The organism is Geobacillus sp. YF-1 (assembly GCF_052692335.1).
In genome coordinates, this window is record NZ_CP199850.1 from 177,965 (window position 1) to 190,777 (window position 12,813).

14 protein-coding genes are annotated in these 12,813 nt (G+C 52.0%); 11 read left to right on the top strand and 3 right to left on the bottom strand.

What is annotated here, in order from left to right:
* The first annotated feature begins 101 nt into the window (after positions 1-101).
* The 10 genes from ACTVIM_RS00980 (at position 102) to ACTVIM_RS01025 (ending at position 8,271) form a co-directional block, all read left to right on the top strand.
* Positions 102-1,286: a hypothetical protein gene (locus tag ACTVIM_RS00980; RefSeq protein ID WP_445613360.1), complete on the top strand. Its 1,185-nt coding sequence runs from the start codon at positions 102-104 to the stop codon at positions 1,284-1,286.
* Positions 1,243-2,103: a hypothetical protein gene (locus ACTVIM_RS00985; protein WP_445613361.1), complete on the top strand. Its 861-nt coding sequence runs from the start codon at positions 1,243-1,245 to the stop codon at positions 2,101-2,103. Before ACTVIM_RS00980 ends, ACTVIM_RS00985 begins: the two co-directional genes overlap by 44 nt.
* Before the next feature lie 25 nt (positions 2,104-2,128).
* On the top strand, positions 2,129-2,797 hold the full coding sequence (locus ACTVIM_RS00990; RefSeq protein ID WP_033018003.1) for an ABC transporter ATP-binding protein: 669 nt from the start codon (positions 2,129-2,131) through the stop codon (positions 2,795-2,797).
* A gap of 2 nt (positions 2,798-2,799) precedes the next feature.
* Positions 2,800-3,177 carry a hypothetical protein gene (locus ACTVIM_RS00995; protein WP_033018001.1) on the top strand — a complete coding sequence of 126 codons (378 nt, stop codon included), beginning with the start codon at positions 2,800-2,802 and terminating at the stop codon, positions 3,175-3,177.
* A gap of 504 nt (positions 3,178-3,681) precedes the next feature.
* Entirely contained in the window at positions 3,682-3,876 is a 195-nt protein-coding gene (locus ACTVIM_RS01000; protein WP_445614280.1) for a hypothetical protein, read from the top strand.
* Positions 3,877-4,272: 396 nt separating this feature from the next.
* A complete protein-coding gene (locus ACTVIM_RS01005; RefSeq protein WP_445612345.1) occupies positions 4,273-5,460 on the top strand; it encodes an IS701 family transposase in 1,188 nt (395 codons plus the stop codon).
* A gap of 113 nt (positions 5,461-5,573) precedes the next feature.
* Positions 5,574-5,987, top strand: coding sequence for a type II toxin-antitoxin system death-on-curing family toxin (locus tag ACTVIM_RS01010; RefSeq protein ID WP_051985036.1), 414 nt, complete (start codon positions 5,574-5,576; stop codon positions 5,985-5,987).
* Positions 5,988-6,609: 622 nt separating this feature from the next.
* Entirely contained in the window at positions 6,610-7,089 is a 480-nt protein-coding gene (locus ACTVIM_RS01015; protein WP_445613362.1) for a DUF2975 domain-containing protein, read from the top strand.
* Positions 7,090-7,099: 10 nt separating this feature from the next.
* Positions 7,100-7,324 (top strand): helix-turn-helix domain-containing protein, encoded by a 225-nt coding sequence (locus ACTVIM_RS01020; protein ID WP_031406132.1) that lies wholly within the window; start codon positions 7,100-7,102, stop codon positions 7,322-7,324.
* 17 nt (positions 7,325-7,341) lie between these two features.
* Positions 7,342-8,271: a DUF817 domain-containing protein gene (locus tag ACTVIM_RS01025; protein ID WP_445613363.1), complete on the top strand. Its 930-nt coding sequence runs from the start codon at positions 7,342-7,344 to the stop codon at positions 8,269-8,271.
* 16 nt (positions 8,272-8,287) lie between these two features.
* On the opposite strand, the gene ACTVIM_RS01030 is transcribed toward ACTVIM_RS01025, so the two are convergent.
* The 3 genes from ACTVIM_RS01030 to ACTVIM_RS01040 all read right to left on the bottom strand — a co-directional run bounded on the left by ACTVIM_RS01030 (position 8,288) and on the right by ACTVIM_RS01040 (position 11,113).
* Complete coding sequence (locus ACTVIM_RS01030) at positions 8,288-8,773, bottom strand: DinB family protein (protein WP_445613364.1); 486 nt, start codon at positions 8,771-8,773, stop codon at positions 8,288-8,290.
* Between the two features lie 39 nt (positions 8,774-8,812).
* Entirely contained in the window at positions 8,813-9,577 is a 765-nt protein-coding gene (locus ACTVIM_RS01035) for a TatD family hydrolase (RefSeq protein WP_445613365.1), read from the bottom strand.
* 168 nt (positions 9,578-9,745) lie between these two features.
* The gene (locus tag ACTVIM_RS01040; protein WP_445614281.1) at positions 9,746-11,113 is read right to left on the bottom strand and encodes a sigma-54 interaction domain-containing protein; all 1,368 of its coding nucleotides are present in this window, start codon (positions 11,111-11,113) and stop codon (positions 9,746-9,748) included.
* A 246-nt stretch (positions 11,114-11,359) separates the two neighbouring features.
* Between ACTVIM_RS01040 and ACTVIM_RS01045 the strand changes: the two genes are divergently transcribed.
* The gene (locus ACTVIM_RS01045; RefSeq protein ID WP_445613366.1) at positions 11,360-12,772 is read left to right on the top strand and encodes an amino acid permease; all 1,413 of its coding nucleotides are present in this window, start codon (positions 11,360-11,362) and stop codon (positions 12,770-12,772) included.
* Positions 12,773-12,813: the final 41 nt, after the last annotated feature.

Below are 12,813 nucleotides of genomic sequence, written 5' to 3' on the forward strand. Positions count from 1 at the left end.
GGTATAGTGAAGGTGAAACCGGCCGGTTGCAAATAGCCAATCTGTTTAAACCTTTCCACCCCTTCCCGATGGGACGGGGTATCACTTTTCGTTGCGGATGATTGATCAAGGAAGGAATGAGGTCCGTGCATAAGAGAATTGTTGTCGCTGTTTCAGCCGTGCAGTTTGCCCTTTTAGCCCTAGTGGCGGTCATCATTTCTGATATACACGACCGCTTTTTTCCGGAACAGTTGGGAGTGAAAGCCAAGGTGACATTGGATTTCAGCCAATCCGGCCTGTCCGATGAGGAGGCCTTTCGACAGCTTGGATCCATCAGCGACCGATTAGGGCTGGGTCTGATGAAGGTGGCCCCGGATTTGCGAGGGGATCAGTCAGGCCAAGTTTTTGTTAAAGTGGGAGCGCACGGCTCTTTTCCGAAGCAAATCCAGCGTTTCGGCAATCAACCTGACGCTGAAATTCGCGACAACGGGGCGCTAGTTCATTCGTTCGCCAATGGCGACTATTTGGTGACTGGAAAAACGGATCGCATTGCCGAGTTTAAAGATTGGCTGACGTCACGCCGGGTTGATCAGCAATGGAACGAAGAAACGCTCATCACCATTTTTCAGTTTCTCACTCTGCAGAGCGATTTCGGCGTGACGCTGCTCGCCGTTTCCGCACTGATGGTGTCACTGGCCTTGTATTGGCTGGCGGTCAAGGCAAGGGGGCGAGCGCTGCGCGTGTTGGCCGGTGTGGCGCATTCAATGCGAGGACTTCGTCCGTTTTCTCATGGCGATGGTTTCTGCTGCCGCGCTGTTGGATGTGTTGGCCTTCGTTTACGTGGGTTTCGCTTATGGTTGGGGCTTTGTGCCTTATTATGCCAAGGTGTTGCTTTTGGCCGAATGGATCGTCATCTTCCTGACTATGACCTGCACCTTGGCTCTCTCGGCCGCCTCATGGCCAAGCCCTGCGATGTTGGCGATGCGGGAGCCGGCCGTCAAAAGTTTGGCGAAAAGTTCGGCGGTTCTGAAAATCGCCACGTTCGCCCTCGTTCTCGCCACAGTCGCGCCGGCCTTCGCCGCATATACGGAAGCAAGAAAAACGGCACAGGAACAGGCCACGTGGAAATCGTTGGCCGATCAGGCCGTCTTCGTGTTCCCGTCCCGTCCGGGAAAAGCGGGGGGAGCGGAAAGCGAGAAAATGTTCCAGAAGCTTCAGCCTTTTGTCGGCGACATGGTGCGGGAAGCAGAGGCGGCGGATCAGGTGGCGCTATCTCTCGCGTGGACGGAAGAGTACTTCTCCGTTGATGGATTCCGGATCGCTCCCTATCGTTACATCATCATGGTCAATCAGCGGTGGCTTGATCTTGTGCTAGGGAGAGAGAAAAAACGGCTGTCTTTCGTTCCGCTTTCGCCGGAGCAAATCCCACCAGATGCCAAAAAGGTGCTGGAAGCATCATTTTCATTGTATGTACGAAATCCGCAACAAGCGGTGAACATATGGAACCAAGTGAAGATATATCGCTTAGCTGGATCGCAAACACTTCCTTTTGTCCGGTTCGGTGGGCAGCTTGATTTCGCGAAGCCCAATGAAGTGTTTCTCCTTCTTGTACCGAATGTGCACGCGATGTTTAATGACAACTTCCTGATTTCTGTCGCCTCATCGTCTGAACTTAGCTTCACCGGGTTAGAGGCGGCGCAAAAGCTCGTGTCCGAGCGTGGCTTGCAGAACAACATCCGCGTCAATTACATGGCCGAAGAAGGAATTTTGCGCGCGCAGCTTTTCGCTTATTTTGCGTGGCTGCGAGCCGGATCGCTTTCTGCGCTCATTGTGGCCTTGGCTATTGCCGCCATCATCAGCGCCTTCATTGCTGCGGTGTTGAAAGCGAAGCGCGATTTTCCGCTCCGTCTCGGTGGAGCATCTTGGTGGATGATCCTAAGAGGGCGAATAGCGAAGGAATGGCTTATGGGAGGTGCATTGACGGTCTTGATTATGGCGCTTCAAGGCTCGGATGGCTGGATGGCGGTCGCCCTAGCGGGGGCGATGGCGCTGTTGGCGTTGCCGCTTGTACATATAGGGGCGGCAAGCTGGGTGTTTGCGAAAGTCAGCCTGCGTCAGCTGTAGAAAAAAGCAAGGAGGAATGTAGTGCGTGCAGATCGAAGCGGATCAAGTAACAATGGTACTAAATGGGCGGACGATTATGGAACGAGAAAGTTTAGTCTGCGTGCCGGGGGCGATGACTGCGCTTGTCGGCCCAAGCGGCGCCGGTAAAACGACGCTTCTTCATTTGCTTGGACTACTTTTGCGGCCGACCGGCGGGCGGGTGCTGGCCAACGGCGCTGACACAACCACTTGGGGAGCGCGGCAGCGCCGCCTTTTCTGGAAAAACTATGCGGCGTTTATCCTGCAAGATTACGGGATTATGGAGGAAGAGTCAGTCGCTTTCAATGTCACGATGACATCTAGCCTGTTCCGTTCCAAGGTGGTGGGCGATGAGAAGCGGTTGAAAGCGGTGCTCATGGAAACAGGATTGGGCGGAAGGGAACAAGAATTGGCCGCCCGCTTAAGCGGCGGCGAAAAGCGGCGCCTAGCGATTGCGCGCGCACTCTATAAGGATGCGCAAGTCATTTTGGCCGATGAACCGACTGCTTCCCTTGATGACGCCAACGGCAAACATGTCATTGAACTGCTTGCATCGCTGGCGCGGCAAGGAAGGACTGTCATCGTGGCCACCCATGATGACAAGATGATGCGCGCTGCTGATGTCCAGCACTCGCTAGCGCGTTTTTCGGATGCTCCAAAGGGAAGGGGAGAATAAAATTGCCAAAACAAAGAAGAACATGGTGGTGGGCGGCCTTGTTGGTGGCCGTTTTCGCCGGGGGATTCTTGATCGCCGGAGCTGGCGTCGGCCTTTCGTTCATCCCGTTCCCGGGCAAACAAGAGTTTGCGCGCCCTTCTTGCGGAAAATTGCCGAGCAAGTCAGCTGTTGAAGAAGCGCTGGCCAACCACCGGGATCTTGTCGCCCGCTTGGAAAAGGTGGGCGAAGGCGTTAACGTGGAGGTCGCGACGCCATGCGAAGATGATACAAACCAAGCGGTCATCCGCATCTCCTACAAAACGAAAGCAGAACGTGATGGCATTTCCTCCATTTTAGCCGATCAAGGGTTTGGAACAGCGGTGGAATTGGTAAAACGGTGAGATCCGTCATACCTGCAGAGCTAGTTGGGCCCTCGGGCTCAGCTAGCCAAAGACCACAATACAAACCAATGATGTCTGCCCTTTTTGCCGTGGCTACGGGGCTTCGCTCGAAGCCATCCCTGCCCGTCGGACAGTGAAACACCAAGTGTTTGATATCCCTGTCATCAAAGTCGAGGTCGCTCAACACGAGGCGGAAGTGAAATCATGCCCCTGCTGCGGACGGCTCGAACAGGTGGAGTTTTCACCGGACGTCACGCACCATGTCCAATACGGCAGCGCATCCGTGCGCTAGTCGCCTACCTCCATACGGTGTAGCTTCTTCTTTTTTCTGCCCGGCTTGTTCAGTTGTTCGAGGAATGGTTGGACGCCCCCCATCAGTGAGGGAAGCATCTATATAAGTTGCAATAAAGAATTTCCGGCTTTTCGTTTCGGGTTTCATCTAAGTACAAGTTGATATGAGAGTAATTAGCGGGATGTAAAACAAAATTTCAACTTATATACAATATCGTTCAAGAATCGGCCGCCCGGCTCGAGGTGCTGCGGGAACTCATTCAAGAGAAGCTGTTGGCTTTCCCGATTTTGCACGCCGATGAAATGAGCCTCTCCGTACAAAGAAAACAGCATTGGCTCCATGTGGCCGGCATATCGGAGGCCACATGGCTGTTTTGCCATCCCAAGGTAGCGTCAAAAGTTCTATGAAAAAAATCTTGGATGGTCAAATGGAAAGATGCACGGGATGGCCAAGTGGATGTTTACGAAGTATTGTGATTTCTAAGATGCTGATTGAAAAGCGTGGTGGTTGAACTTATAATTAAAAGTAATCATGGACATGCTATTACCGTATATTATTTCAGGGTGGTGATAGCATGTGCGAGTGGAGGGAGGAAGAAGAAATGGTTATGTTGCAAAAAGAATTGGATGATAAGACAAAGAACGTTGATACACATAAAATTAGTGCCATTTTAAAAAGAGGAACTGTAGATGAGCAAATTTGCTAACATAAATTGACAACTAAACAAAAAAGGAGACATGAACCCAACTCCTTGAGTAAAATAGATGTGCTCAAACCCATTCACACAAGGAGGTTCATGTCTCATGAATAGATTAGCACATCATCAAGGAATCCACAAGTTTTTCATGACGTTGGGATTGGCGCTTTATTTCTCGAAGCCGGTCATCAAGCATCTCGTTTACCTTGTCGACGCCTTGACTACCAAGGGATTTTCGGGGACATTGACGGATGTCCGGTACTGGAGTTTTCATCCCAACCATCGAACCACGCTCAGCCATTTTTTCACGAAAAGCCCTTGGAACGAGGAAAAACTGCTTGAGAAGCTTCAAGAATGGATTCTTCGCCAGATCGAACGCCTAGCCAAACGGGAGAATCAACCCCTTTTTGTTTCGATTGATGATACGATTTGCCAAAAAACGAAGCCTTCGTCACGGGCTGCCCGCGCCATTCAAGGGTGTGATTGGCACTACTCGCACAAAGATCATCAATCCGTTTGGGGGCATTCGCTTGTTTGGCTGATGGTGCATACTTTCTCGCAAGCGTTTCCGTTCGCCTTTCGTCTGTATGACAAGACGGCGGGAAGAAGCAAAATCGACCTGGCGATCGAGATGCTTTCCTCGCTCAAGGGGAAGCGGGCTCAGCCGGTGTATGTGCTCATGGATTCCTGGTATCCGTCCCAAGCGCTCATCGAAGCCTGCCTGAAACAAGGATTCCATGTCATCGCCATGCTCAAGACGAACCGGATTCTCTATCCGAAAGGTATCGCCATCCAAGCGAAGAAGTTCGCCCGCTATATCGAGCCCAACGACACCCACCTCGTCACGGTGGGGAAGGAGCGTTACCGCGTGTATCGCTACGAGGGAGCGATCCATGGCCTCGATGACGCGGTGGTGCTGCTGGCTTGGAAGGCGGATGAACCGATGACGCCAGATCATCTCCATGTCGTCTTGAGCACCGACCGGGAGCTAGGCGATGAAGAGATCTTGCGTTATTATGCCCAGCGCTGGACGATCGAATGCTTTTTCCGGCAGGCCAAAGACCAGCTGAAGCTCGATGGGTACCGTGTTCGTCACATTCGGGCGGTGAAACGGTATTGGGCCGTGGTGCTGTTCGCCTGCGTATACAGCATCGCCGAATCTCAGCAAGACCTCTCTTCCGGCCTGGAGCTTCTTCGGTCTCGGAAAGGGCACAGCGTCGTCGAGTTCATCTACGATGCCGCGAAGCAAAATATTCCCATTGATGTGATCAAAAAACAGCTCCATGTCGCCTAAGGGGTCCCCTGTTTGTCTCTTAGGGCATGGAAATTATTGTAATGAAAAATGCTCATCTACAGAAGAGGAATTAAGCGCTACGATAAAGTGCTCGAAAAACTATCTAAAAACTGATGGTAGAAAAACTTCATCCTGAAGAGTTGCGCTACATCCACGATGAGATGTTGCATTACTACGGCGGAATACCCGGAGAGAAAGACCCTGGTATGATTGAATATGTATGTCAGCAGCCATTTGTGAACTTGTTTGGAAAAGAAATGTACCCTTCCTTATTTGAAAAGGCTGCTGTTTACATGATTGCCATAGCAACCGGACATTACTTTTTAGATGGAAATAAACGGACGGCGGTGATGGCAGCATATTCTTTTTTGATGAAAAATGGGTATGAGTTGATTGTTTCGGATGATGAACTATTTGAAATGTGTATCAAGGTTGCTAAAAAGGAAGTACGTGAGAAAGAATTGGCAAATTGGTTATCAAATCATTCATGTGTATCGAGTGGAGATTATCTAGATGATGAAGAGTAGCCGGTTGCTTACAAAATGCGAAACTGGTTACTCTTTTTTGATTGCACAAAATTAAATTTCCCTCACATTTCACACCCTTCCGACAAAATTGGGGGGATTTTTGTGTCTAGTGTCAAATGAATATTTGCTCGTGGCAGCCGTTTTTCACCGGCCTTCTAAAGCCCTGCGGTAATATGTCAAGGTGAAAAATCATCGAAATGGGAAATTCGATTGTCCGATGATCGGGAAAAAGGTAATTAGTGGATCACTCGTTCTGAACAACAATACGTCTTGCTGCACCCTTTGAAGAGGGGATGTGCTGCTTCCTTCTAAGGAGCTCATCGAAGCGTGCTTTCGCATTCATAATGATCAAAAAGGTGGATTCGGGGTATGAAGCGACGAAATCCATATTCTGTTTTCGATCACATCTTTGGATAACGGTTTATTCTTTTGCCAGGACAGCGATGAAGAATGGCTGCTTTTTGCCGTCTCCATTTTTGCACCGAAGCATTCCTCCGTGCAGGGGGGATGCTTTTTATTATGTTTAACAATAAGAATACCATTAAAATCAATAATTATTTATTGAGAAACGATAAATTAACGATTACAATAAAAGCAAAAACGAATCAGTGAGGTGCTTGCGGTGAAACGAGAAACGCTTTTTTTGAAGGTGGCCTTGGTGTTGATTGGCCTTCCGGTTCTGGCGTTGTGCTTGTTTTTGGTGCCGGTGCTTGCGAAGGTGGCGGTCAAGCTGGTACCGGCGTTCCCTTGGATCAAGTATTTCGTTTATCTTGTGTTCGAGGCGTCGGCGCTGCCGTTTTATTTTGCGCTCTATCAGGCGTTTCGGCTGTTGACGTATATTGATCAAAACAGCGCGTTCTCTGAGCGGTCGGTCGAGGCGTTAAAGAAGATCAAATGTTGCGCCGTCGCCATCAGCGGGCTGCATCTGCTCGCTTTGCCGCTGTTTTATCTTTTTGCCGAAAAGGACGACGCTCCGGGGGTCATTTTCGTCGGGCTGCTGGTGCCGTTTGCGTCGCTCTTGATCGCTGTCTTTGCCGCTGTGCTGCAAAAGCTGCTGCAACAAGCCGTTGACATCAAACAAGAAAACGAGTTGACGATTTGAGGTGGATGACATGCCGATCATCGTGAATCTTGATGTCATGTTGGCGAAGCGGAAGATGAGCGTCACGGAGCTGTCGGAGAAAGTGGGGATTACGATGGCGAATTTGTCGATCTTGAAAAACGGAAAGGCGAAGGCGATCCGCTTTTCGACGTTGGAAGCCATTTGCAAGGCGCTCGACTGCCAGCCCGGGGACATTTTGGAGTACCGAAGTGACGAAGGGGAATCGCATTCGTAAGCGGGGGAGGGGACGGCTTGAAAGGGGAGAAACACGCGGCAGCGGCGGGGGAATGCCCGCCTTGCTGGCTGGTTGCGGTTCGGAGGTGTCTCTGTTCTGGAAAAGCGCGGCTCAGCAAAGCGTTTGTGCAGCTTGTTCGCTTCGGTTGGGCGCAGGCGTTGTCCTGCGTGTTTCCAGTCGTTATTTTTGCTTCATTGGCGCTGACGAAGCTCGCGCCGCTTCCTTTGTTGCCGCGGTATGACTGGCTGCTTGTCATTTGCCTTCTCATGCAATGGTGGATGGTGCGCTCCGGGCTGGAAACGCGCGATGAGCTCAAAGTCATTACTGTCTTTCACTTGATTGGGCTTGCATTAGAGCTGTTTAAGGTGCATATGGGTTCATGGTCGTATCCGGAGGAAGGATATACGAAACTGTTTGGCGTGCCGCTGTACAGCGGCTTCATGTACGCGAGCGTCGCGAGCTATCTTTGCCAGGCGTGGAGACGGCTGAAGGTGGAGCTCGTGCGCTGGCCGCCGTTTTGGCTGGTCGTTCCGTTGGCGGCGGCGATTTACGTGAACTTTTTTACCCACCATTATTGGATCGATGTTCGCTGGTGGTTAGCAGGCCTTGTGATCCCCGTTTTTTGGCGCTCGTGGGTCGCGTATGAGGTCGGGGGAATTCGGTATCGGATGCCGCTTGTTCTGTCCTTTTTGCTGATCGGTTTTTTCATTTGGGTCGCGGAAAACATCGCCACCTTTTTCGGGGCTTGGCAATATCCAAACCAAGCGAGGGCGTGGAGCCTCGTTCATGTCGGGAAAGTCAGCTCGTGGGTGTTGTTGGTCATTGTCAGTTTTCTCATCGTGGCGACGTTAAAGCAAGTGAAGGGCGGTGGAAAGGAAAAAACGGGCGGGACGTCCGCGGACGTAGCCCAAGCCGGGGCGGGCCGAGCAGAGGCCGCCCGCTGTTGAGGCGGCCTGGCTCTGGTTATCCGAGATGCGCCTTGATTTCTTCAATTTGGGCAAGGTGGCGTTGTTCATGGTAGCCGACAAATTCCACCCATTGCTTTAAGCTTAGGGGGCCGAAAATCGGATGCGGGAACGATTTGGCTTCCAGATCAGCCGGGTCGGCTTGCTCGACGATGTGACGCAGTCGCTGCCGCGATTGACGCAATTTTTCCTCCAATTCCTCCCACGTGAAACGCCGGTCGCTCGGGCGGGCGAAATCGGGTGCCTCCACTTTTTTGGAACGGTCAAGGGTGAGGTGGATCGGCTTTTCGCTGACGGGCTGGCTCGCGCCGTGCGTCAATGTCTGGGCGATCATGGCGGCGATCGATGTCTCGATAAGGTACAAATGTTCGAGCACTTGGGCGATCGTCCAACTCCCTTCAGCCACCCGGGTGTTGAGTTGTTCATCCGACAGAGCGGACACGCTTTCAATCAGCTGTCGGCGCACTTGTTCCTGATGATCCATGATTTTCCCTCGCTTCGGTCTGGATTTGACTTCATCGTACTATAAAGAAAGCGAGCCGTAAAGCCGTTTTGTGTTCGCCGTGATGACCGTTTTCACGCGCTCGCTCTCTTCGCCGTAATGCGCCGCTACGGTGCGGACAGAGTCAAATAAAAACAGCGGCGTCGTCGGTTTTCCGTGAAACGGACCGGCAAACGGCCATGGGCCGTCCGTTTCGAGAAGCAGCTGCTCGAGCGGGATGAGGGGCAATAGCGCTTGGTCGCGCTCGCGGTAGCACACCTCGGGAGTGACGGAAATGTAGTAGCCGCACCGGACGATGCGTTGCACCGTCTTTGCGCTTGCCTTCAGCCAATGGAAATGAGCGTGCCGGACGCCAGCTTGCTGCACGATGGCCAAGGCGGTTTCGGCCCGGTCGTAGACGGCGTGAAGCACGAGCGGCAAAGAGACATCGACGGCGATGGCGGCGATTTGCGCCAACAAGTCACAATAGCGAGGCAATTGGGCTGCTGCCTCGGCTGAGTAGTACGGCAGCCCGACTTCGCCAATGGCAGCGAGCTGCGGCCGCGCTTGCTTGAGGAGTGATGTCCATTCATTCCAATCGGCCGCGTTGGGCATGGGACGTTCCGGATGAAAGCCGATGGCGGCGTAGACGAAAGACGGAAACCGTTGTTTGAGCTCCAGCGTTCGGTAGCTGGAGCTTAAGTCAGTGGAGACGGCGACGACGCCGGTTATGCCTGCCTCTTGCCAACGCTTGATTTGTTCATCTACCCGGACGTATTGGTCGAGATGAAGATGGGCATCGATCATCGGCGCGACCTCCCCTGTCGCCGCAGCGTCCTAGAAGGCTGGTGAAAAACATTGGTTTCCTTTGGTCGATGAAAAAAAGTGTGCACTGTTGCAAGGCTTTTCTATTTGAAAAACGATGCTGGGAAGCGGTTGCGCGAGTAAATCACCACCCCTCTAGCGGCAGCCTCTTTATTCTTTGTCGATTTGATATTTGCGGATGCGGTATTGCAAGTTTTGCCGGCTTAGGCCAAGCGCTTTGGCGGTTTTGGTGATGTTGAAGCCGTGATGCTGCAGCGCCTTGCGAATGTAGTAAATTTCGACCTCTTCCATGTATTGGTCAAGCGGTAAAATATCATCCGTATCGAATAGAAAATCGGTCTTGGCCTCGTCAGGGGTAAGCTTGGCCCGGAAATACGCCGGAAGATGGGCGAGTGTGATCACCGTGTCTTGTTCCATCGTTTCCATCGTTTCGAAGATGACAGCCTCTAGTTCGCGCACATTGCCGGGCCAGCGGTAAGCGAGAAACGCTTCTTGCACATCCTCATCGAGCCCTTCCACCGTCAACCCATAGCGTTCGTTGCCTTGGCGGATGAAATGAGCGGCCAACGGCAAAATGTCCTCCCTTCTCTCGCGCAGCGGGGGCAACACGATGCAATGGACGGCGAGCTGGTAGTAAAGCGGCTTCAGCAGTTCCCCCGTTTGCACGGCGTCAATGGGGTCGCCGCTTGTCGAAGTGATGAGGCGGACATCGGCCCGAACAGGTTCATGGCCTTGGGCGCGGACAAACTGTTTTTCTTGCAGGAAACGGGCGAGTTTTTGTTGGAGCGGCAGACTTAACGAGTCAATGTCGTCAAGCAGGACGGTGCCGCCGTTCGCCTGTTCGAACAAGCCGGGCTGAATCTCGCCGTTTGCTTCGCTGCCAAACAGCATCGTTTCCAACCAGTCGTCGGGGAGCGACAAACACGTTTGCGCCAAAAACGGTTTGGCGCGCCGCTCGCTTTCATAGTGAATGCAAGAGGCGAGCAAATCTTTTCCCGTTCCTTTTTCGCCGATGAGCAGCACAGGCGCGTCAGAGCGGGCGGCATGGCGGGCTAGGCGGACCGCCGTTTGCATCGCCTCGCTTTGGCCGATGATGTCAGCCAGCGTTCGTCCCGGTTCGCTGCGCTGGTACTGCTCGGCGATCAGTTTGCGAAACTTTGTGACATCTTTGGCGATTTCCACTGCCCCGATGATGCGCCCGTCTTTCCGCAAAGGGTATGTTTGATTGACCGTTGTCACGGCTTGTCCTTTGTTATTGAAATACGTTTGCTGCTTGTTTCGAATGCTTTCGCCGGTGCGCAGCGCTTCAAGCAAGGTGCTCGGCTGCTCCGGATGAAAGCGGAAGACGTCTAAAATGTTTTTATCGAGCACATCTTCCACATCCATGCCCTCGATTTCCCGCATTTTTCGATTGTAAATAACGGTTTTTCCATGCTGATCGACAGCGTGGATGCCAAGGTCGATCATTTCGAGAATTTGCTCGTACATCGATAAAAGCGTTTCCATCTCCCGGTTCACGATCAGCACCTCTCTTTTCCTTGTATTATAGCATAAGCCATTGCGAAAAAGATGAATCTTCGATACGGAAGGAGCAATGAGAAAAATTTTTTGCTAAATATATTGAAAATAGAAAAAAGAATCAACATAATAGAGATAGGAATCAAGTTTAATTGAAAAAATTTTTTGCTCAATGATGAGCGCCGCTTGTTCGATGAAAATGTAAGCGGTTCCGATTTGATCTGTTAAGGAAGGAGAGTGTGGGGAATGCCACCAGTACAAGAATTAAAGCGAGAATTAAAAAGCAGGCATTTGTTTATGATTGCCCTCGGTGGGGTGATCGGCACGGGGTTGTTTTTAGGATCCGGCTATACGATTCATGAGGCGGGGCCAGGGGGAGCGGTGGCCGCTTACTTATTCGGCGGTCTCGTCATGTATTTGACGATGCTTTCGCTAGGGGAATTGGCGGTGAGAATCCCCGATGCCGGGTCGTATCAGACGTATGCGACGAAATTCATCTCACCGGCTGCCGGCTACTGCATCGGCTGGCTGTCTTGGCTCAATTGGTCGGTGACGGTCGGCATCGAGCTGCTCACGGTCAGCATTTTGATGAAGCGATGGTTTCCCGATGTGCCGACATGGGTGTTTTGCGCGGTCTTTGCCTTGTTGTTGTTTTTGATCAACGCCTTGTCTGTCAAAGGGTTTGGCGAGGTCGAGTTTTGGTTTTCCAGCGTGAAAGTGCTGACGGTGATCGCCTTTATTGTGCTTGGATTGGCGGCGATGTTTGGCGTCATCCAGATGAAAAACGGGCAGCCTGCTCCGTTTTTCACGAACTATACGGATCATGGCGGTTTGTTTCCAAAAGGGTTTTGGGCGATTTTTTCAACCATGATATTGGTTAACTTTTCTTTCCAAGGGACGGAACTGGTCGGCGTGGCTGCCGGGGAAAGCCGCGAGCCGGAGAAGACGGTGCCGGTGGCGTTGCGCAATACGGTATGGCGCATTTTGATCTTCTTCATTCTGGCGATTTTTGTGTTGGCCGGTTTGTTTCCGTGGGAGAAAGCGGGTGTGGTGGAAAGCCCATTTGTGGTCGTGTTTGACAACATTGGCATTCCGTATGCGGCCGATATCATGAATTTTGTCATCATTACGGCGGTGCTGTCGGTGGCCAATTCAGGATTGTACGCAACGTCGCGCGTGCTTTGGTCGATGTCGCGTCAAGGAATGGTGACGCCGTTTTTCAGCAAACTGTCGAAGCGCGGCGTGCCGCTTAACGCGCTGATCGCCAGCATTGCCATCGGATGCTTGTCGCTGTTATGCAGCATTTACGCGGAAGATACGGTGTATGTTTGGTTGACGGCGATCGCCGGGTTTGGCGCGGTGACCGTCTGGGCGTCGATTGCGCTGTCGAGCTATTTGGGACGGAAGGCGTTTTTGCGCGAGGGCGGCGATGTGCGCGATTTGAAGTATCGGACGCCGCTGTATCCATTCGTGCCGCTGGCGGCGTTTGCGTTAAATATGGTGACGATCATCGGATTGGCCTTCATTCCCGATCAGCGGATCGCGCTTTACTGCGGGATTCCGTTTTTGCTCGCTTGTTATGGCTACTACCACTTGGTGGCGAAAAAACGACTTCGGCCTTTGAACGTGGAAAAAGAGGAGCTGACGGTGGCCAAGTAAAAATCATTGAAAAAAGCCATAATTATTTGCATAATATAACT

What these genes read in the sequence shown, in the direction of transcription:
- ACTVIM_RS01005 (WP_445612345.1), top strand. Translation starts at nt 4,273, where the DNA reads ATGAATAGATTAGCACATCATCAAGGAATCCACAAGTTTTTCATGACG.
- ACTVIM_RS01010 (WP_051985036.1), top strand. Translation starts at nt 5,574, where the DNA reads ATGGTAGAAAAACTTCATCCTGAAGAGTTGCGCTACATCCACGATGAG.
- ACTVIM_RS01020 (WP_031406132.1), top strand. Translation starts at nt 7,100, where the DNA reads ATGCCGATCATCGTGAATCTTGATGTCATGTTGGCGAAGCGGAAGATG.
- ACTVIM_RS01030 (WP_445613364.1), bottom strand. Translation starts at nt 8,773, where the DNA reads ATGGATCATCAGGAACAAGTGCGCCGACAGCTGATTGAAAGCGTGTCC.
- ACTVIM_RS01035 (WP_445613365.1), bottom strand. Translation starts at nt 9,577, where the DNA reads ATGATCGATGCCCATCTTCATCTCGACCAATACGTCCGGGTAGATGAA.
- ACTVIM_RS01045 (WP_445613366.1), top strand. Translation starts at nt 11,360, where the DNA reads ATGCCACCAGTACAAGAATTAAAGCGAGAATTAAAAAGCAGGCATTTG.